A 20472-nucleotide genomic window follows, 5' to 3' on the forward strand; every position below is an offset into this window, starting at 1 on the left:
ACAGGGGAGCCGACGAGTGCGGAAAAGGCGGGGAGAACGTCGTCGCGGCCCTCCGCGCACCGCCTCAGGGCGTCGCGGTCCAGCTGAACCGGGCCGCCCGGCGCTCCAGGAACGCGGTGACGCCCTCCGCGGTGTCGCCGCTGCCGCGCGCCTGCTCCGCCCAGTACGCGTCCCGGTCGGTGCGGCCCGCCGCGAACTCCTTGGCGGCCGCCTGCGTCAGCTGGGACCGGCCCACCAGGACGCGCGTGAACTCGGCGACGCGCCGGTCGAGTTCCGCCCCGGGCAGCACCTCGTCGACCAGGCCCGTGCGCAGCGCCCGCCCGGTGCCGATCAACTCGCCGGAGAACAGCAGGTACTTGGCTGTCGCCGGGCCCACCAGCGAGGCCAGCCGCCGCGTCGACGACGCCGGGTAGACGATCCCGAGCTTCGCAGGGGTCACCCCGAACAGCGCGTCCTCGGCGGCGAACCGCAGGTCGCAGGCGGCCGCCAGCTGACAGCCGCCGCCCACGCAGTAGCCGCGGACCGCCGCGAGCGTCGGCTTCGGGAAGGCGGCCAGGGCCTCCTCGGCGGCGACGGCCCGTTCCTGCGCGGCGCCCGCGTCCCCGCCGAGCGTGGAGATGTCGGCCCCGGCGCAGAAGGTGTCCCCGGCGCCGGTCAGGACGAGGACACGGACGGCCGGGTCCGCCGCCAGGGCGTCGAGCAGCGGCGGCAGCGCGGCCCACATGGTGTCGGTCATGGCGTTGCGCCGGGCCGGGTGGTCGATGACGACGGTGGCGACCGCGTCGGTCACCGTGTGCGTGAGGGACGGTGCAGGGGACATGCGGCGGATGCTATCCAGCCCGTCCGGGGCCCCTGCCGCCCGGCACCTCCCGTACTTCAAACTGAAGAGCACCCGTAAGAGGAACAACCGGGACGAGATCGGTCACACATCGGCCGCTGTCATGCGACGACGGTCAAATTCCGCCGATAGTCGCTGACTTCTGGTCAGTCCGGCGGTCCGGACCAGCGGATTCTCAACACTCGAAGCGTGGTGACAATCGAGCGCAAGGGCGGGGACCGGACGATGAACGACCACGGGAGCGCGCCCCCCGAGCAAGCCGCGGGCGGGCCGTTGCCGTACGAGGGGGTGTGGCGGTTCACGGCGCAGGCGGTCGACGCGTCGGTACCGCAGGCCCGGCGGGCGGTGCGTGAACTGCTCGCACGGCAGGGCGTGCCCGCGCCGGACGATCTGGTGCACGGGCTGCTCGTGATCGTGTCCGAGCTGGTGACCAACGCGGTCAAGCACGCCGCCCTGCTCTCCCCGATGCTGGCCGTCGAGGTCGCCGTCGGCGCGGAGTGGGTGCGGGTCTCCGTGGAGGACGACCACCCCTACCGCCCCACGGCCCTGGAGGCCACCAGCGGGCAGACCGGTGGCCGTGGGCTGCTCCTCGTACGGGAGATCACCGCGGAGGCGGGCGGCGTCTGCGACGTCGAGCACACCGCGAGCGGGGGCAAGGTGATCTGGGCCGCCCTGCCCCTCAAACCGCCGCAGGTCTGAGCCTCACCAGCCCGCGGAGGGACCCGTCAGCTCCCTGACCGCCGGGCGTGCGGCGTCGAGCACGGTCATGAACCACGACGAGAACGGGTCCTTGGCGTGCCGCTCGGCCAGCTCCCCGGCGGTCACGAACGCGGTCTGCCCGACCTCCTCCGGGTCCGGGTCCAGCGGGGCCTGCACCATTCCCACGAAAAGGTGGTTGAACTCCTGCTCCACCAGGCCCGAATCGGGGTCCGGGTGGTTGTAGCGCACGGTGCCGGCCTCGGCCATCAGCGACGGCGAGACACCCAGCTCCTCGAAGGTGCGCCGGGCGGCCGCCGCGAACGGCGCCTCGCCCGGGTACGGGTGGCCGCAGCAGGTGTTCGACCACACGCCGGGGGAGTGGTACTTGCCGAGCGCCCGCTGCTGGAGCAGCAGCCGCCCCTGCTCGTCGAAGAGGAAGACCGAGAAGGCTCTGTGCAGCTGCCCCGGCGCCTGGTGCGCGGCGAGCTTCTCCGCCGTGCCGATCGTCCTGCCGTCCTCGTCGACGAGTTCGAGCAAGATCGCTTCTCCGGTGCCGTTCGACGCGTTGTTCGCCGCGGTGGCAGGTGTGGTCGGCATACCCATCCTTCGCTTCGGTCCTCTGGCCCCAAGTCTGCCGTACGCGACAGACCGTCACGTTCCGCGCCGCGTCCCGCATGTCTCGCACATCAGACGCCCGTGTCGCCCGGCGTGATCAATGACACAGCCTGGCCTCGTGCTCCGCGTGACCGCCGGGCTCCAGTTGGAACGTGCAGTGCTCGACGTCGAAATGGCCGCCCAGGCAGTCCTGGAGGGCGTGCAGCATCTTCTCGTTCCCGAGGGTGCCGAGCGCGTCCGAGGAGACGACCACGTGCGCGGAGAGCACCGGCATGCCGGAGGTGATGGTCCAGGCGTGCAGATCGTGCACGTCCTCCACCCCGGGCAGGGCCAGGATGTGCTCCCTGACCTGTGCCATGTCGACGCCCTTGGGCGCCGACTCCAGCAGCACGTCCAGGGTCTCCCGCAGCAGCTTGACCGTACGCGGCACGATCATGAGGCCGATGACCAGCGACGCGATCGGGTCGGCGGCCTGCCAGCCCGTGGTGAGGATGACCGTCGCGGAGACGAGCACCGCGACGGAGCCGAGGGCGTCCGCGGCGACCTCCAGGAAGGCGCCCCGCACGTTCAGGCTCTCCCGCTGACCCTTCACCAGCAGGGAGAGCGAGATCATGTTCGCGACCAGACCGATCAGGGCGTAGACGATCGTCGTACCGCCCGCGGTCTCGGCCGGCTCCATGAAGCGCTGGACGGCCTCGACCAGGACGTAGCCGCCCACCCCCAGGAGCAGCAGACAGTTGGCGAGCGCGGCCAGGATCTCCGCGCGGGCGTACCCGAACGTGCGCTGCTCGCCGGCCGGGCGGTTCGCGAAGTGGATCGCCAGCAGGGCCATCGCGAGCCCCAGCGCGTCCGTCGCCATGTGGGCCGCGTCCGCGATCAGGGCGAGCGAGTCGGCCACGAGGCCACCGACGATCTCCACCACCATCACGGTCACCGTGATGGCGAGCGCGATCCGCAGCCGGCCCCGGTGGGCGGCCGCCGCCGTCCCCGTCGCGGCCCCGTGGCCGTGCCCGTGATCGTGTCCGGCACCCATGGAACCGCACCGCCCTCCGCATCGGCCCGCCGAGCCGCCCCGCACCGGGGCGGCGATCACAGTGAACTACGGGTGGGGGGTATCCGCAAACACTGCACTGAACACCGTTGTCATCTGCTGTGACCTGCGCGGATACGGTTCTCGGCGGGCGTCGCCGAGCAAGGGCGCGATCAGTCGGTACGGGCCTCGGGGTGCCGCAGACACCAGCCGGCCCAGGCCGACTCGACCATCTCGCGCACGCTGTGCGAGGCCGACCAGCCCAGCTCCTTCTCGGCCAGCGCCGACGACCCCACCGCGCGCGGCGCGTCCCCGGGTCGGCGCGGCTCCACGAGCGCCGGCCTGTGGTCACCGGTCACCTCGGCGATCACGTCGACCAGTTCGCGGACGGAAACACCCTGGCCCGTGCCGATGTTCAGGGTCAGATCGCCGCTCGCGTCCGCCCTGGAGAGCCGCCGCACCGCCGACAGATGCGCCTCGGCGAGGTCGGCGACATGGATGTAGTCGCGCACGCAGGTGCCGTCCGCCGTCGGATAGTCGTCACCGAAGATCCGCGGCGCCTCGCCCCGCGTGAGCCGGTCGAAGACCATCGGGATCACGTTGAACACACCGACGTCGGCGAGCGCGGGCTCGGCGGCGCCCGCGACGTTGAAGTAGCGCAGGCAGGCCGTCGCCATCCCGTGCGCGTGCCCGGCCGCCCGCACCAGCCACTCGCCCGCGAGCTTCGTCTCGCCGTACGGGTTCACCGGCGCGCACGGCGTCGCCTCGGTGATCAGGTCCGAGACCGGGATGTCCGGGTTGCCGTAGACGGCGGCCGACGAGGAGAACACGAACCGGCGCACACCCGCCGCGGCGACCGCCTCCAGAAGGGTGGCGAGCCCGCCGACGTTCTCCCGGTAGTACAGCTCCGGCCGCTCGACCGACTCGCCGACCTGCTTGTGCGCGGCCAGGTGCACGACACCGGTCACCTCGTGCTCGGCGCACACCCGGGCCACCAGCTCCGCGTCCGTCGCCGAGCCGCGCACCAGCGGGATTTCCTGCGGCAACCGGTCGGGCACCCCCGACGTCACGTTGTCGAGCACGACCACGCGCTCGCCCGCCGCGGCCATCGCCCGTGCGACGTGTGCCCCGATGTATCCGGCTCCGCCGGTGATCAGCCATGTCATGACGCACCACCCTAAGCCGGTCACGCCCCGGCCCGGGTTTGTGACCCGGGGCCTTGATCGACAATGATGACGGAGCGGTCTCGGCAACGCGGATCGCGTGGGACAGGGGCCAATCGGGCCGTGAACGGGCGGTGAACGCCTGCTTCAGATCATCCGATAGCCTCTGCCGACATGCCGCCCGGCCCAGCCCCGTCGAACTGGGGTGCAAGGGTGCGGGGCGCCCCCTTCGTGCATGAGCCCGGCGCGCTCGCGTCGGCACCCAAGGAGTGAGTTCGTCTGTCGACCGCCATCGTCACCGGTCAGCCGGTTCCCGGGTCGTCCCTGGAGGGCGAACTGCGGGAACTCGGCTTCGACGTGCGGCTCGCCCCGGACGCGGCGGACGCCCGAGCGGCGCTCGCGGCCGTCCCCGGCGACCAGCGGGTCGCGGTCGTCGACGCGGGCTTCGTGGGCCATGTCCACGCCCTGCGCCTCGGCCTCACCGACCCCCGCTTCGCCGCCTCGGCCGTCCCCGGCGCCGTCTCCGCGCAGCCCGCCGCCCGCCAGGCGCTGAACCGGGCCGTCACGGAGAACGGCATCGCCCCCGACGCCGTCGCCAAGAGCCTGGAGGCGGCCGGCACCCCGGTGCACCGCCCCGTCCTCGGTGAACTCGTCGCCGCCGTGCCGCACGACCCGCAGGCCCGCAACGAGGCCCGCCAGCGCGTCGCCGCCGTCGACGACGAGGCGATCCGGCTGCGCACCGCCGTCAAGGCGCGGGACGGGTTCTTCACCACGCACTGCGTCAGCCCCTACTCCCGCTACATCGCGCGCTGGTGCGCCCGCCGCGGCCTGACCCCGAACCAGGTCACCACCGCGTCGCTGCTCACCGCGCTGATCGCGGCCGGCTGCGCGGCCACCGGCACCCGCCCCGGCTTCGTCGCGGCGGGCCTGCTGCTCCTCTTCTCCTTCGTCCTGGACTGCACCGACGGGCAGCTCGCCCGCTACTCGCTGCAGTACTCGACGCTCGGCGCCTGGCTGGACGCGACCTTCGACCGCGCCAAGGAGTACGCCTACTACGCGGGCCTCGCGCTCGGCGCGGCGAACGCGAACGGCGACGACGTGTGGGCCCTGGCGCTCGGCGCGATGGTCCTCCAGACCTGCCGCCACGTCGTCGACTTCTCCTTCAACGAGGCGAACCACGACGCCGACGCCAACACGAGCCCCACCGCCGCCCTCTCCGACAAGCTCGACAGCGTCGGCTGGACGGTCTGGGTGCGCCGGATGATAGTGCTGCCGATCGGCGAGCGCTGGGCCCTCATCGCGATCTTCACCGCGCTCACCACCCCGCGCATCACCTTCTGGGTCCTGCTCGTGGGCTGCGCGCTCGCCGCCTGCTACACCACCGCGGGCCGCCTCCTGCGCTCGCTGACCCGCAAGGCCCGCCGCACCGACCGCGCCGCCGAGGCCCTGGCCGAGCTCGCCGACTCCGGCCCGCTCGCGCAGGCGATCGCCCGGGTCGGCAAGGGCGCCGCGGCCCCCGTCGTCGCCGCGCTCGGCGGCGCGGCCGTCGTCACGACGAGCGCTTTCACCGGCTTCGGCAGCGGCTGGCCCGTGCTGGCCGCTGCCGTGTACTGCGTCACGTCCGGACTCGCCGTCGCCCGCCCGCTCAAGGGCGCCCTCGACTGGCTCGTTCCCCCCATTTTCCGGGCCTCCGAGTACCTGACGATCCTGGTCCTCGCGGCCCGCGCGGACGTGAACGGAGCATTGCCCGCGGCTTTCGGACTGGTGGCGGCGGTCGCCTACCATCACTACGACACGGTGTACCGCATCCGTGGCGACGCCGGAGCACCCCCGCGCTGGCTCGTGCGGGCGATCGGCGGGCACGAGGGCCGCACGCTGGTGGTCACAGCGGTGGCCGCCCTGCTCACGTCCACAGATTTCACCGTCGCGCTCACGGCCCTCGCCGTGCTCGTGGCACTCGTGGTGCTCGCCGAGAGCATCCGCTTCTGGGTCTCTGCTGGAGCACCCGCCGTACACGATGAAGGAGAACCCGCATGATCGGCCTCGTCCTGGCCGCCGGCGCCGGCAGCCGGCTCCGCCCCTACACCGAGACGCTTCCCAAGGCGCTCGTGCCCGTCGTGGGCGAGGGAACCGAGAACGAGCTCTCCGTCCTCGACCTCACCCTGAAGAACTTCGCGGAGATCGGCCTCACCGAGGTCGGCATCATCGTCGGCTACCGCAAGGAGGTCGTCTACGAGCGCAAGGCGGCCCTCGAGGCGAAGTACGGCCTGAAGCTGACGCTGATCGAGAACGACGTCGCCGAGAAGTGGAACAACGCCTACTCCCTGTGGTGCGGCCGTGACGCCATCAAGCACACGGTGATCCTCGCCAACGGCGACACCGTGCACCCGGTCTCCGTCGAGAAGACGCTGCTCGCCGCCCGCGGCGACGGCAAGAAGATCATCCTCGCCCTGGACACCGTGAAGAACCTCGGCGACGAGGAGATGAAGGTCGTCGCCGACCCCGAGGCGGGCGTCCAGAAGATCACGAAGCTGATGGACCCGGCCGAGGCCACCGGCGAGTACATCGGCGTCACCCTCATCGAGGGCGAGGCCGCCGACGAGCTGGCCGACGCCCTGAAGGCCACGTACGAGCGCGACCCGCAGCTGTACTACGAGGACGGCTACCAGGAGCTCGTCAACCGCGGCTTCAAGGTCGACGTCGCGCCCATCGGCGACGTCAGCTGGGTCGAGATCGACAACCACGACGACCTCGCCAAGGCACGGGAGATCGCGTGCCAGTACTGACGAGGCTGATTCCCTCGCCGGTCGTCGTCGACATCCGGCCGGGGGCGCTCAACGACCTGGCCGCGGTCCTCGCCGACCAGAGGATCTCGTCGTCGCAGGGGTGCCTGGCCATCGCGATCAGCGGTGGCTCGGGCGCCGCCCTGCGGGCCCGCCTGGAGCCCTCGCTGCCCACGGCCGAGTGGTTCGAGGTCGGCGGCGGCACGCTCGACGACGCCGTCAAGCTCGCCGACGACATCAAGAAGGCGGGGCGCTTCGACGCCATCGTCGGTCTCGGCGGCGGCAAGATCATCGACTGCGGCAAGTTCGCCGCGGCCCGGGTCGGTCTGCCGCTGGTCGCCGTCGCGACGAACCTGTCGCACGACGGCCTGTGCTCGCCGGTCGCGACCCTCGACAACGACGCGGGCCGCGGCAGCTACGGCGTGCCGAACCCGATCGCCGTCGTCATCGACCTCGACATCATCCGTGAGGCCCCGGTCCGCTTCGTGCGCTCCGGCATCGGCGACGCCCTGTCGAACATCTCCGCGGTCGCGGACTGGGAGCTCGCCGCCCGCGAGCGCGGCGAGGACATCGACGGCCTGGCCGCCGCCATGGCCCGCCAGGCCGGCGAGGCGGTCATGCGCCACCCCGGCGGCATCGGCGACGACAGTTTCCTCCAGGTGCTCGCCGAGGGCCTGGTCATGACCGGGATCGCCATGTCGGTGTCGGGCGACTCACGGCCGGCGTCCGGCGCCTGCCACGAGATCAACCACGCCTTCGACCTCCTCTACCCCAAGCGCGCCGCCAGCCACGGCGAGCAGTGCGGTCTGGGCGCGGCCTTCGCGATGCACCTGCGCGGTGCCCACGCGGAGTCCGTCTACATGACCGAGGTGCTGCGCCGCCACGGGCTGCCCGTGCTGCCCGAGGAGATCGGCTTCACCGTGGAGGAGTTCGTGAAGGTCGTGGAGTTCGCTCCGCAGACCCGTCCGGGCCGCTACACGATCCTCGAACACCTCGACCTGTCCACCGACCAGATCAGGGACGCTTACGCCGACTATGCAAAAGCCATCGGTAGCTGACCTCCGCCCGGTCGTCCACCCCGCCGGGGTGAAGGACCGCCGGAGCGGTGAGCACTGGATGGGCCGGCTCTACATGCGCGAGATCTCGCTGCGTGTCGACCGCCATCTGGTGAACACCAAGGTCTCGCCCAACCAGCTGACCTACCTGATGACCGTCTGCGGTGTGCTGGCCGCCCCCGCGCTGCTCGTCCCGGGCATCTGGGGCGCGGTCCTCGGCGTGATCGCGGTCCAGCTGTACCTGCTGCTCGACTGCGTGGACGGCGAGATCGCCCGCTGGCGCAAGCAGTACTCGCTCACGGGTGTCTGGATGGACCGCGTCGGCGCCTACCTCACCGACGCCGCCGTCCTCGTCGGCTTCGGCCTGCGCGCCGCCGACCTGTGGGGCACCGGCCGGATCGACTGGCTGTGGGCCTTCCTCGGCACGCTCGCCGCGCTCGGCGCGATCCTGATCAAGGCCGAGACGGACCTCGTCGGCCTGGCCCGCGCGGCCGGCGGTAAGGAGCAGGTCAAGGAGTCCGCGTCCGAGATGCGCTCCTCCGGCATGGCGCTTGCCCGCAGGGCCGCCGCCGCGTTCAAGTTCCACCGTCTCATCCTCGGCATCGAGGCGACGCTGCTCATCCTGGTCCTCGCGATCGTCGACCAGATCCGCGGCGACCTGTTCTTCTCGCGCCTGGGTGTGGCCGTCCTGGCGGGCATCGCGCTCCTCCAGACCCTGCTCCACCTCGTGTCGATCCTCGCTTCGAGCAGGCTGAAGTGAGCCCGTCGGCACACCCGCTGAAGGTTGGCGCGGTGATCATCACCATGGGCAACCGCCCGGCCGAGCTGCGGGCGCTCCTCGACTCGGTCGCCAAGCAGGACGGCGACCCGGTCGAGGTGGTCGTGGTCGGCAACGGCTCGCCGGTCCCGGAGGTCCCCGAGGGCGTACGGACCGTGGAGCTGCCCGAGAACCTGGGCATCCCCGGCGGCCGCAACGTCGGCATCGAGGCGTTCGGCCCCGCCGGCGGCGACGTCGACATCCTGATGTTCCTGGACGACGACGGCCTGCTGCCGCTCACCGACACCGCGCAGAAGTGCCGCGAGGCCTTCGCCGCCGACCCGGAGCTCGGCATCGTCAGCTTCCGGATCGCCGACCCGGACACCGGGGAGACCCAGCGCCGCCACGTCCCGCGGCTGCGCGCGGCCGACCCGATGCGCTCCTCGCGCGTGACGACCTTCCTCGGCGGCGCGAACGCCTGCCGCACGCAGGTCATCGCCGAGGTCGGCGGGCTGCCCGGCGAGTTCTTCTACGCCCACGAGGAGACCGACCTCGCCTGGCGGGCCCTCGACGCGGGCTGGCTGATCGACTACCGCGCCGACATGGTGCTGCACCACCCGACGACGGCCCCGTCCCGGCACGCTGTGTACCACCGCATGGTGGCCCGCAACCGGGTCTGGCTCGCCCGCCGCAACCTGCCCGCGCCCCTGATCCCGGTCTATCTGGGTGTCTGGCTGCTCCTCACCCTGGCCCGCCGTCCCTCGGGCCCCGCCCTCAAGGCCTGGTTCGGCGGATTCAAGGAGGGCTGGACCAGTCCCTGCGGCCCGCGGCGCCCCATGAAGTGGCGCACGGTGTGGCGGCTGACCCGACTGGGCCGACCTCCCGTGATCTGACAAGCTCTGTTCTGAGAGCATGCGGGGCGAAACATGTCCTCTGCTTGTGCCGATGCCCGACCGGGCTGCGCTTTTGTAGACGAAAGTTCCCTTCTGTGAGTGAGACAACGCATGACGGCGGTGTCGCGGTGAGCGCGTCCCCGTCACCCGACGACGGGCTCTCCCCTGCCGAGCTCGCCGCCAAGTACGGCTTGTCCGTCAGCGGTGCCCGCCCCGGTCTGAGCGAGTACGTACGCCAGCTGTGGGGCCGACGGCACTTCATCGTCGCCTTCTCCCAGGCGAAGCTGACCGCCCAGTACAGCCAGGCCAAGCTCGGCCAGGTCTGGCAGGTGGCGACCCCGCTGCTGAACGCGGCGGTCTACTTCTTCATCTTCGGCCTGCTGCTCGGCGCGAAGAGGGGCATCCCGGAAGACATCTACGTACCGTTCCTGGTGACGGGCGTCTTCGTCTTCACCTTCACGCAGAGCTCGGTCATGGCCGGCGTCCGCGCGATCTCCGGGAACCTCGGCCTGGTCAGGGCGCTGCACTTCCCGCGCGCCTCGCTGCCGATCTCCTTCGCGCTCCAGCAGCTCCAGCAGCTGCTGTTCTCCATGATCGTGCTCGTCCTGATCATGCTGGGGTTCGGCGTCATGCCGGCGCTGTCGTGGATCCTGGTGCTGCCCGCGCTGGTGCTCCAGTTCGGCTTCAACATGGGCCTCGCACTGATCTTCGCCCGGATGGGCAGCAAGACGCCCGACCTGGCGCAGCTGATGCCCTTCATCATGCGCACGTGGATGTACGCGTCCGGCGTCATGTTCAGCATCCCGGCGATGCTGGCGGGCAAGGAGAACGTCCCCAGCTGGCTCGACGACGTGCTCCAGTGGAACCCCGCGGCCATCTACATGGACCTCATCCGCTTCGCCTTCATGAGCGGGGACGGGTACGACGCCAAGACCTACCTGCCTCCGCACGTGTGGGCCTTCGCCGCCGGGTGGGCCGTCGTGATCGGTGTGGCCGGCTTCATCTACTTCTGGAAGGCAGAGGAGCGGTACGGCCGTGGCTGATCTCGACAGGACCGCCGATGCCCGGATCCCCACGGTCATCGCCGATGAACTGCACATCGTCTACCGCGTCAACGGCGCCAGGACGGGCAAGGGCAGCGCCACCTCCGCGCTGAGCCGGATACTCAAGCGCGGCGAGGAGCGCGGAGTGCGCAAGGTGCACGCGGTGCGCGGCGTCTCCTTCACCTCCTACCGCGGCGAGGCGATCGGCCTGATCGGCTCGAACGGCTCGGGCAAGTCGACGCTGCTGCGCGCCATCGCGGGCCTGCTCCCCGCCGAGAAGGGCAAGGTCTACACCGACGGCCAGCCCTCGCTGCTCGGTGTGAACGCGGCTCTGATGAACGATCTGACGGGCGAGCGCAACGTCATTCTCGGCGGACTCGCGATGGGCATGTCGCGCGACGAGATCAGGTCGCGCTATCAGGAGATCGTCGACTTCTCGGGCATCAACGAGAAGGGCGACTTCATCACCCTGCCGATGCGGACGTACTCGTCCGGCATGGCGGCCCGCCTGCGCTTCTCCATCGCCGCCGCCAAGGACCACGACGTCCTCATGATCGACGAGGCCCTGGCCACCGGCGACCGCAAGTTCCAGAAGCGCTCCGAGGCCCGCATCCGCGAGCTGCGCAAGGAGGCCGGCACGGTCTTCCTCGTCAGCCACAACAACAAGTCCATCCGCGACACCTGCGACCGCGTCCTGTGGCTGGAGCGCGGGGAACTGCGTATGGACGGCCCGACGGCCGAGGTACTCAAGGAGTACGAGAAGTTCACGGGCAAGTAACCCGCGGACCCGCGTCGCGCGTCCTCAGGCCCCACCGGCTCATGACGGTGGGGCCTTCGATGTGAACCGATGTGACCGCCCCGAATGGCTGTATCGGGCATCTAATTCCCGATCATGGTCAAGGAGAGGTCAACTTCCGTGCCGCCAGGGAATCTTGGCGCCAATCGGTGTGTTGTTGTGATGTGCAGAACACCCCGCCGTCGCGGCCGTCGTTGTACAACGTAAGCTGTACCGGTGCCGAATCGCGGCAAGTGGGGCGATAATGCACGGCCTTCCGGCTCTTCGGGGGGTGGGGCAACCGTGCGGACGGCCGGGCGGCGTGTCCGAAATGGGATGTATTGGGTCCGCAGTGTAGAACGGGAGATGTGACGGCAATGGCTACGGAAACTCTCCAGGTCCACGAGGCTTTCGCCGTCGTTCCGGAAGCGGACCGCACCCGGTGAGCCCATCCTCCCGTGTGCGCCCGGACTCCACGACGGACGCCACCCTCGACAAGGCCGCCGACGAGAACTTCCCGGTGGCCCCGGCCTTCCTGCCGCGCGCCTGGCGCGACGACCTGATGGCCGTGTACGGGTACGCGCGCCTGGTCGACGACATCGGCGACGGGGACCTCGCGCCCGGCGGCGCCGACGCCCGCCTCCTCGGAGTCTCACCCGAACGGGCGGACGACCGGCTCGCGATGCTGGACGCCCTGGAGACCGACCTCCACAAGGTCTTCGACGGCACTCCGAACCACCCGCTGCTGGCCGCCCTGCAGCCCACCGTCCGGCGCCGCTCCCTGACCCCCGAGCCGTTCCTCGGCCTGCTCCAGGCCAACCGCCAGGACCAGCTCGTCACGCGCTACGAGACCTACGACGACCTGCTCGCCTACTGTGAGCTGTCCGCCAACCCCGTGGGCCGCCTCGTACTCGCCATCACCGGCACCTCGACCCCCGAGCGCGTCCGCCGCTCGGACGCGGTCTGCACCGGACTGCAGATCGTCGAACACCTCCAGGACGTGGCCGAGGACCTCGGCCGCGACCGCATCTACCTGCCTGCCGAGGACATGAAACAGTTCCACGTCCAGGAAGCGGATCTCGCCGCACCCAGCGCGGGCGCATCGGTGCGCGCGCTGGTCGCTCACGAAGCGGATCGCGCCCTGCGGCTCTTGAATGAAGGCACCCCCCTGGTGGGTAGCGTCCACGGCAGGCTGAAGCTGCTGCTGGCCGGTTTCGTGGCAGGGGGGAAGGCGGCGGTCCACGCGATCACCGCCGCGAAGTACGACGTCCTACCTGGACCACCGAAGCCCACCAAGCTCCGGCTGCTGCGCGAGGTGGGAGCGACTCTGCGAGGAGAGGGGTGAGCAAGGCCGTGGAGTCTGACCAGCACGTGTCGGCACCGGTGCTCGCCGCATACGGCTACTGCGAGACCGTCACCGGACAACAGGCACGCAACTTCGCCTACGGCATCCGGCTGCTGCCGACCGCGAAGCGGCGGGCCATGTCGGCGGTGTACGCGTTCTCGCGCCGCGTCGACGACATCGGCGACGGCACGCTGCCGCCCGACGTCAAGGCCGAGCGGCTCGACGACACCCGGGCCCTGCTCGCCCGGGTGCGGGCGGGCGAGGTCGAGGAGGACGACACCGACCCGGTGGCCGTCGCCCTCGCGCACGCCGCGCGCCGCTTCCCGATCCCGCTCGGCGGGCTCGACGAGCTCATCGACGGCGTCCTGATGGACCTGCGCGGCGAGACCTACGAGACCTGGGACGACCTGAAGGTGTACTGCCGGTGCGTCGCCGGCGCCATCGGACGGGTCTCCCTCGGCGTGTTCGGGACCGAGCCGGGGGCGCGGGGCGCCGAGCGCGCGGCGGAGTACGCCGACACGCTCGGACTCGCCCTCCAGCTGACGAACATCCTGCGGGACGTCCGCGAGGACGCCGCCGACGGGCGCACCTACCTGCCCGCCGACGACCTCGCCAAGTTCGGCTGCTCGGCCGGATTCGACTCCGCGGTGCCGCCCGCCGGTTCGGACTTCGCCGGGCTCGTGCACTTCGAGGTGCGGCGCGCCCGCGCCCTGTTCGCCGAGGGATACCGGCTGCTGCCCCTGCTCGACCGGCGCTCCGGTGCCTGTGTCGCCGCGATGGCCGGTATCTACCGGCGCCTGCTCGACCGCATCGAGCGCGAGCCGGAGGCCGTACTGCGCGGCCGGGTCTCGCTGCCCGGGCACGAGAAGGCGTACGTCGCCGTGCGCGGACTGTCCGGGCTCGACGCGCGGACCGTCTCCCGCGCGTCGTCCCGCGCCGCTCTCAGGAGGCGCGTCTGATGGGCACGGTGGTGCGCGGTGTGCTCGACAGCACGGCGAACGTGAAGCGGCGGGCAACCCTCCGCGGCGGCGCGGCGTCCCTGCATGCAACGGCCGGCCGCGTCGTCGTCACATCCGCCGAAACCCGTCGCACGCTGGCCGTACGCACCATCAGAAGCACCGAGGGGGAGGGCGCATGAGCAGCCACGCAGAGGCGTCGTCCGACGAGTCGCGACAGCCCGTCGCGGTGGTCGTCGGCGGCGGGCTCGCGGGGATCACCGCCGCGCTCGCCCTCGCCGACGGCGGCATGGACGTCACGCTCCTGGAAGGCCGCCCCCGGCTCGGCGGGCTCGCCTTCTCCTTCAAGCGCGGCGACCTGACCGTCGACAACGGCCAGCACGTGTACCTGCGCTGCTGCTCCGCCTACCGCTGGTTCCTCGACCGCATCGACGCCACGGACCTCGCGCCGCTGCAGGATCGTCTCGACGTGCCCGTTCTCGACGCGGACCGCAATCGGCTCGGGCGGCTGCGGCGGACGGCGCTGCCCGTGCCGCTGCATCTGGCCAAGAGCCTGGCCACGTACCCGCATCTGTCCCTGGCCGAGCGGGCCAACGTCGGACGGGCCGCGCTCGCCCTCAAGGGCCTGGATCTCGACGACCCGGCACTCGACGAGCGGGACTTCGGCTCCTGGCTTGCCGAGCACGGCCAGTCGGCGCGGGCCGTGGAGGCGCTGTGGGACCTGGTCGGGGTCGCGACCCTGAACGCGGTGGCGGGCGAGTGCTCGCTCGCGCTGGCCGCCATGGTGTTCAAGACCGGGCTGCTGTCCGATCCCGGTGCCGCCGACATCGGCTGGGCCCGGGTGCCCCTCGGCGAACTCCACGACACACTGGCCCGCAAGGCGCTCGACTCCGCGGGTGTGACCATCGGACTCCGTACACGGGTCACCTCCATCTCCCGTACGGAGAACGGACGTTGGGCGGTGGAGGTTCCCGAGGGACCCGACAGTTCCGGCCAGATCCTCACGGCCGACACCGTGGTCCTCGCCGTGCCTCAGCGCGAGACGCACGACCTGCTGCCGGACGGCGCGCTCGACGACCCCGGGCGGCTGCTGGACATCGGCACCGCGCCGATCCTGAACCTGCACGTGGTGTACGACCGCAAGGTGCTCAAACGTCCCTTCTTCACCGCGCTGGGCTCCCCGGTGCAGTGGGTCTTCGACCGCACCGAGGCGTCCGGGCTCACCGAGGGGCAGTATCTGGCCGTCTCCCAGTCCGCCGCCCAGGACGACATCGACGAGCCCGTCGCCACGCTGCGCGAGCGCTACCTGCCGGAACTGGAGCGGCTGCTCCCGGCGGCGCGCGGCGCGCAGGTCCTCGACTTCTTCGTGACCCGGGAGCGCACCGCCACCTTCGCGCCCACCCCGGGCACGGGCGCCCTCCGGCCCGCCGCGCGCACCCGTGTCCCCGGTCTCTACTTGGCCGGTGCATGGACCGCCACCGGATGGCCCGCGACGATGGAAGGCGCAGTTCGCAGCGGGGTCGGCGCCGCGGACGCGGCCCTCGTCGCACAGGGCCGCCCCCGTGGCCATCTGTTCCGGGAGGCGGCGTGAGCCTCGACATTCCCTCGGTAGAAACACCCACGACGGCCGAACCGTCGACAACGGCTGGAACGCCACATCAAGGAGAGACTGTGCCACCTGTGCCCTCGGCCGAAGAGGCTGCCGACGCGGTGGACGTGACCGCGCTTCTCGAGCGCGGCCGAACCCTGGCCACGCCAGTGCTGAAGAAGGCCGTGGACCGCCTCGCGCCGCCCATGAACACCGTCGCCGCCTACCACTTCGGCTGGATCGACGCCGCGGGCAACCCCGCCGACGGCGACGGCGGCAAGGCCGTGCGCCCCGCGCTCGCCGTGCTCTCCGCGCAGGCCGCCGGTGCCGCCCCCGAGGTGGGCGTCCCCGGTGCCGTCGCGGTCGAGCTGGTCCACAACTTCTCGCTGCTGCACGACGACCTCATGGACGGCGACGAGCAGCGCCGCCACCGCGACACCGTCTGGAAGGTGCACGGCCCCGCGCAGGCGATCCTCGTCGGCGACGCGCTGTTCGCCCTCGGCAACGAGGTGCTCCTGGAGATCGCCTCGGTGGACGCCGGACGCGCCACCCGCCGCCTCACCACCGCCACCCGCGCCCTGATCGACGGACAGGCGCAGGACATCTCCTACGAGCACCGCGAGCGGGTCAGCGTCGAGGAGTGCCTGGAGATGGAGGGCAACAAGACGGGCGCCCTGCTCGCCTGCGCCTCCTCCATCGGCGCGGTCCTCGGCGGCGCCGACGACGTCACCGCCGACGCGCTGGAGAAGTACGGCTACCACCTGGGCCTGGCCTTCCAGGCCGTCGACGACCTGCTCGGCATCTGGGGCGACCCCGAGTCGACGGGCAAGCAGACCTGGAGCGACCTGCGCCAGCGCAAGAAGTCGCTGCCGGTCGTCGCCGCGCTCGCCGCGGGCGGCCCGGCCTCCGAGCGGCTGGGCGAGCTCCTCGCCGCGGACGCCAAGAACAACGACTTCGACAACTTCTCGGAGGCGGAGTTCGCCGCCCGGGCCGCCCTCATCGAGGAGGCCGGCGGACGGCAGTGGACCGCCGACGAGGCCCGGCGCCAGCACAAGATCGCCCTCGAAGCCCTGGACACCGTCCAGATGCCCGCCACGGTGCGCGCCCAGTTCGCGGCGCTCGCCGACTTCGTCGTCGTACGAAAGAGATGATCACTATCGGCCGCATATGACTCGCAGTCGCCGGCCGGTGTCCCGCCAGGGCATCGGCCGACGGTTACCCAGCAGAGATGAGCCACTGCACGAAGGGATAGCCATGACAGCGACGACCGACGGAAGCACCGGAGCGGCAGCTCCCGAAGCATCCTCGGCCACCACTGCCCCATCGTCCGACACGACCCCCGAGGCGGCCGGGACCCACCAAGCCGCCACCCGAGCCATACAGCGCGCCACGGACTTCCTGCTCGCCCGGCAGGACGCCCAGGGGTGGTGGAAGGGTGACCTCGACACCAACGTGACGATGGACGCCGAGGACCTGCTGCTGAGGCAGTTCCTGGGCATCCGGGACCAGGCCACCACCGACGCCGCCGCGCTCTTCATCCGTGGCGAGCAGCGGGAGGACGGCACCTGGGCCACCTTCTACGGCGGACCCGGCGAACTCTCCACCACCATCGAGGCGTACGTCGCCCTGCGCCTCGCGGGCGACTCCCCGGACGCCCCGCACATGGCGCGGGCCTCCGCATGGGTGCGCGAGCGCGGCGGCATCGCCGCGAGCCGCGTCTTCACCCGGATCTGGCTGGCCCTGTTCGGCTGGTGGAAGTGGGACGACCTCCCCGAACTCCCGCCGGAGCTCATCTACTTCCCGAAGTGGATGCCGCTCAACATCTACGACTTCGGGTGCTGGGCGCGGCAGACCATCGTGCCCCTCACCATCGTGTCCGCGAAGCGCCCGGTGCGGCCCGCGCCCTTCGCGCTGGACGAGCTGCACACCGACGCACGCGACCCGAATCCGGCCAAGCCCCTCGCCCCGGTGGCGAGTTGGGACGGCGCCTTCCAGCGGCTCGACAAGATCATGCACGGCTACCACAAGGTGGCCCTCAAGAAGCTGCGCAAGTCCGCCATGAACTCGGCGGCCCGCTGGATCATCGAGCGCCAGGAGAACGACGGCTGCTGGGGCGGCATCCAGCCGCCCGCGGTCTACTCCGTCATCGCCCTGCACCTGCTCGGCTACGACCTCGACCACCCCGTACTGAAAGCCGGACTCGCCTCCCTCGACCGGTTCACGGTGTGGCGCGAGGACGGCGCCCGCATGATCGAGGCCTGCCAGTCGCCCGTCTGGGACACCTGTCTGGCCACCATCGCGCTCGCCGACGCCGGACTGCCCGGCGACCACCCGGCGCTCGTCAGGGCCGCCACCTGGATGCTCGACGAACAGATCGACCGGCCCGGCGACTGGTCGGTGCGCAAGCCGGCCCTCGAACCCGGCGGCTGGGCCTTCGAGTTCCACAACGACAACTACCCGGACATCGACGACACCGCGGAGGTCGTGCTCGCGCTGCGCCGCGTGACGCACCCCGACACCGCGCGCATCGAGCGGGCCATCGAGCGCGGCGTGCGCTGGAACCTCGGGATGCAGTCGAAGAACGGGGCGTGGGGCGCCTTCGACGTCGACAACACCAGCCCGTTCCCCAACCGGCTGCCGTTCTGCGACTTCGGCGAGGTCATCGACCCGCCGTCCGCCGACGTCACCGGGCACGTCGTCGAGATGCTCGCCGTCGAGGGACGCTCGCACGATCCGGGCACCCGCCGCGGTATCGAGTGGCTGCTCGCCGAACAGGAGGAGAACGGCGCCTGGTTCGGCCGCTGGGGCGTCAACTACATCTACGGCACCGGGTCGGTGCTGCCCGCGCTGACCGCCGCCGGGATGCCCGCCGCGCACCCCGCGATCCGCCGCGCGGTCGACTGGCTCGAATCGGTCCAGAACGAGGACGGCGGCTGGGGCGAGGACCTGCGCTCGTACCGGTACGAGGAATGGAAGGGACACGGCGTCTCCACCGCCTCGCAGACCGCCTGGGCGCTGATGGCGCTGCTGTCGGCCGGCGAGCGGGACTCCAAGGCCGTCGAGCGGGGCATCACCTTCCTCGCCGAGACCCAGACCGAGGACGGCACCTGGGACGAGCCGTACTTCACCGGCACCGGCTTCCCCTGGGACTTCTCGATCAACTACCACCTGTACCGGCAGGTCTTCCCGCTGACCGCGCTCGGCCGGTACGTCCACGGCGAGCCGTTCAAGGACGCCTGATGAGCGACAACCCGGTGGCCGTGCGCCCACCGGACACCGCGGCGCTGCTCGTCGCCTGCGCGCTGGGCATCGAGCACGTCGCCCTGCGCACCGGCAGCCGGGCCGGTGCGAGCGCTCCCGTGACCGTGCTGCGCACGGGCATGGGTCCGGGCGCCGCCGAGCGCGCGACGGCGCGCGCCCTCGGCGACGCGGCGCTGCGCGAGGCCGCGGTGATCGCCACCGGGTTCTGTGCCGGGCTCGCGCCCGGCATGCATCCCGGCGACCTCGTCGTGGCCCAGGAGACCCGCGACACGCACGGCAGCACCCCGTGCGTGAACACGGATCTGCTGGTGAAGGAACTCGTGAAGGCCGTGCCCGGACGGACCGTGCACACCGGGCCGCTCACCGGTTCCGACCATGTCGTGCGCGGTCACGAGCGCGGTGACCTGCTGGCCACCGGCGCGATCGCCGTCGACATGGAGTCGGCGGCCACCCTGCGCACGGCGGTCGGGGCCGGTGAGCGTCCGGTTGCGGCCGTCCGGGTGGTCGTCGACGCCCCGGAACACGAACTCGTCAGGATCGGCACGGTCCGCGGTGGACTATCTGCTTTCCGCGTCCTTCGTGCCGTCCTTCCCGCTTTTTTCGAATGGCACCGTTCTTTGCTGCTCCCTCGGAGGTGAGCCCAGATGGCCATGCCACTGCGTCAGTCCATCAAGGTTGCGACGTATCTCGCTGAACAGAAGATCCGCAAGCGGGACAAGTTCCCGCTCATTGTCGAACTGGAACCGCTGTACGCCTGCAACCTGAAGTGCGAGGGCTGCGGCAAGATCCAGCACCCGGCGGGCGTGCTCAAGCAGCGCATGCCCGTCGCGCAGGCCGTCGGCGCCGTGCTGGAGTCCGGCGCGCCGATGGTGTCCATCGCCGGCGGCGAGCCGCTGATGCACCCTCAGATCGATGAGATCGTGCGTCAGTTGGTGGCCAGGAAGAAGTACGTCTTCCTGTGCACCAACGCGCTGCTGATGCGCAAGAAGATGGACAAGTTCAAGCCGTCGCCGTTCTTCGCCTTCACGGTGCACATCGACGGGATGCGCGAGCGTCACGACGAGTCCGTCGCCAAGGAAGGCGTCTTCGACGAGGCGGTCGAGGCGATCAAGGAGGCCAAGCGGCGCGGCTTCCGGGTCACCACGAACTCGACCTTCTTCAACACCGACACCCCGCAGAACATCATCGAGGTGATGAACTACCTCAACGACGACCTCAAGGTCGACGAGATGATGATCTCGCCCGCCTACGCCTACGAGAAGGCGCCCGACCAGGAGCACTTCCTCGGCGTCACCCAGACCCGGGAGCTGTTCAAGAAGGCGTTCGCGGGCGGCAACCGCCGGCGCTGGCGGCTCAACCACTCGCCGCTCTTCCTGGACTTCCTGGAGGGCAAGGTCGACTTCCCGTGCACGGCGTGGGCGATCCCGAACTACTCGCTCTTCGGGTGGCAGAAGCCCTGCTACCTGATGAGCGACGGGTACGTGCCGTCGTACCGGCAGCTGATCGAGGACACCGACTGGGAGGCGTACGGGCGGGGCAAGGACCCGCGCTGCGCCAACTGCATGGCGCACTGCGGCTACGAGCCGACGGCCGTGCTCGCCACGATGGGGTCGCTGAAGGAGTCCATCCGCGCCATGTCCGAGACCGTCGCCGGGAATCGTGGGTGAGCGT

At 71.0% G+C, this 20472-nt stretch carries 20 protein-coding genes; 16 read left to right on the top strand and 4 right to left on the bottom strand.

Annotated features, from left to right (window positions below; all coding sequences use genetic code 11):
• Positions 1-64 precede the first annotated feature (64 nt).
• Positions 65-820 (bottom strand): enoyl-CoA hydratase/isomerase family protein, encoded by a 756-nt coding sequence (locus ABII15_RS33070; RefSeq protein WP_353945955.1) that lies wholly within the window; start codon positions 818-820, stop codon positions 65-67.
• Between the two features lie 243 nt (positions 821-1063).
• Here ABII15_RS33070 and ABII15_RS33075 point away from each other — a divergent pair, with 243 nt between their 5' ends.
• A complete protein-coding gene (locus tag ABII15_RS33075; RefSeq protein WP_353947277.1) occupies positions 1064-1537 on the top strand; it encodes an ATP-binding protein in 474 nt (157 codons plus the stop codon).
• A 3-nt stretch (positions 1538-1540) separates the two neighbouring features.
• Here ABII15_RS33075 and idi read toward each other — a convergent pair whose 3' ends face one another.
• The 3 genes from idi to galE all read right to left on the bottom strand — a co-directional run bounded on the left by idi (position 1541) and on the right by galE (position 4348).
• Positions 1541-2134, bottom strand: coding sequence for an isopentenyl-diphosphate Delta-isomerase (gene idi, locus ABII15_RS33080; protein WP_353945956.1), 594 nt, complete (start codon positions 2132-2134; stop codon positions 1541-1543).
• A 115-nt stretch (positions 2135-2249) separates the two neighbouring features.
• Positions 2250-3185 carry a cation diffusion facilitator family transporter gene (locus tag ABII15_RS33085; RefSeq protein WP_353945957.1) on the bottom strand — a complete coding sequence of 312 codons (936 nt, stop codon included), beginning with the start codon at positions 3183-3185 and terminating at the stop codon, positions 2250-2252.
• Between the two features lie 170 nt (positions 3186-3355).
• On the bottom strand, positions 3356-4348 hold the full coding sequence (gene galE, locus ABII15_RS33090) for a UDP-glucose 4-epimerase GalE (protein WP_353945958.1): 993 nt from the start codon (positions 4346-4348) through the stop codon (positions 3356-3358).
• A 276-nt stretch (positions 4349-4624) separates the two neighbouring features.
• Between galE and ABII15_RS33095 the strand changes: the two genes are divergently transcribed.
• The 15 genes from ABII15_RS33095 (at position 4625) to hpnH (ending at position 20468) form a co-directional block, all read left to right on the top strand.
• Positions 4625-6382 (top strand): DUF5941 domain-containing protein, encoded by a 1758-nt coding sequence (locus ABII15_RS33095; RefSeq protein WP_353947278.1) that lies wholly within the window; start codon positions 4625-4627, stop codon positions 6380-6382.
• Positions 6379-7131: a phosphocholine cytidylyltransferase family protein gene (locus ABII15_RS33100; protein ID WP_353945959.1), complete on the top strand. Its 753-nt coding sequence runs from the start codon at positions 6379-6381 to the stop codon at positions 7129-7131. Before ABII15_RS33095 ends, ABII15_RS33100 begins: the two co-directional genes overlap by 4 nt.
• The gene (locus ABII15_RS33105; RefSeq protein ID WP_353945960.1) at positions 7119-8186 is read left to right on the top strand and encodes an iron-containing alcohol dehydrogenase family protein; all 1068 of its coding nucleotides are present in this window, start codon (positions 7119-7121) and stop codon (positions 8184-8186) included. The genes ABII15_RS33100 and ABII15_RS33105 overlap by 13 nt, the downstream gene beginning before the upstream one ends.
• Positions 8164-8943, top strand: coding sequence for a CDP-alcohol phosphatidyltransferase family protein (locus tag ABII15_RS33110; protein ID WP_353945961.1), 780 nt, complete (start codon positions 8164-8166; stop codon positions 8941-8943). The genes ABII15_RS33105 and ABII15_RS33110 overlap by 23 nt, the downstream gene beginning before the upstream one ends.
• A 44-nt stretch (positions 8944-8987) precedes the next feature.
• Positions 8988-9833: a glycosyltransferase family 2 protein gene (locus ABII15_RS33115; protein WP_353947279.1), complete on the top strand. Its 846-nt coding sequence runs from the start codon at positions 8988-8990 to the stop codon at positions 9831-9833.
• 95 nt (positions 9834-9928) lie between these two features.
• Entirely contained in the window at positions 9929-10876 is a 948-nt protein-coding gene (locus tag ABII15_RS33120; protein WP_353945962.1) for an ABC transporter permease, read from the top strand.
• The gene (locus tag ABII15_RS33125; RefSeq protein ID WP_353945963.1) at positions 10869-11654 is read left to right on the top strand and encodes an ABC transporter ATP-binding protein; all 786 of its coding nucleotides are present in this window, start codon (positions 10869-10871) and stop codon (positions 11652-11654) included. Before ABII15_RS33120 ends, ABII15_RS33125 begins: the two co-directional genes overlap by 8 nt.
• Positions 11655-12093: 439 nt before the next feature.
• Complete coding sequence (hpnC, locus tag ABII15_RS33130; RefSeq protein ID WP_353945964.1) at positions 12094-12996, top strand: squalene synthase HpnC; 903 nt, start codon at positions 12094-12096, stop codon at positions 12994-12996.
• Positions 12993-13955, top strand: a complete 963-nt coding sequence (gene hpnD, locus ABII15_RS33135) for a presqualene diphosphate synthase HpnD (RefSeq protein ID WP_353945965.1) — start codon at positions 12993-12995, stop codon at positions 13953-13955. The genes hpnC and hpnD overlap by 4 nt, the downstream gene beginning before the upstream one ends.
• Positions 13955-14134, top strand: coding sequence for a hypothetical protein (locus ABII15_RS33140; protein WP_353945966.1), 180 nt, complete (start codon positions 13955-13957; stop codon positions 14132-14134). Before hpnD ends, ABII15_RS33140 begins: the two co-directional genes overlap by 1 nt.
• Complete coding sequence (gene hpnE / locus ABII15_RS33145) at positions 14131-15543, top strand: hydroxysqualene dehydroxylase HpnE (protein ID WP_353945967.1); 1413 nt, start codon at positions 14131-14133, stop codon at positions 15541-15543. The genes ABII15_RS33140 and hpnE overlap by 4 nt, the downstream gene beginning before the upstream one ends.
• Before the next feature lie 89 nt (positions 15544-15632).
• Positions 15633-16691, top strand: a complete 1059-nt coding sequence (locus tag ABII15_RS33150; RefSeq protein WP_353947280.1) for a polyprenyl synthetase family protein — start codon at positions 15633-15635, stop codon at positions 16689-16691.
• A gap of 103 nt (positions 16692-16794) precedes the next feature.
• Positions 16795-18780, top strand: a complete 1986-nt coding sequence (gene shc / locus ABII15_RS33155; protein WP_353945968.1) for a squalene--hopene cyclase — start codon at positions 16795-16797, stop codon at positions 18778-18780.
• On the top strand, positions 18780-19439 hold the full coding sequence (locus ABII15_RS33160) for a 1-hydroxy-2-methyl-2-butenyl 4-diphosphate reductase (RefSeq protein WP_353945969.1): 660 nt from the start codon (positions 18780-18782) through the stop codon (positions 19437-19439). Before shc ends, ABII15_RS33160 begins: the two co-directional genes overlap by 1 nt.
• Before the next feature lie 6 nt (positions 19440-19445).
• Positions 19446-20468, top strand: a complete 1023-nt coding sequence (gene hpnH / locus ABII15_RS33165; RefSeq protein ID WP_353945970.1) for an adenosyl-hopene transferase HpnH — start codon at positions 19446-19448, stop codon at positions 20466-20468.
• Positions 20469-20472: the final 4 nt, after the last annotated feature.

The sequence above is a fragment of the Streptomyces sp. HUAS MG91 genome (assembly GCF_040529335.1).
GTDB lineage: Bacteria > Actinomycetota > Actinomycetes > Streptomycetales > Streptomycetaceae > Streptomyces > Streptomyces tabacisoli.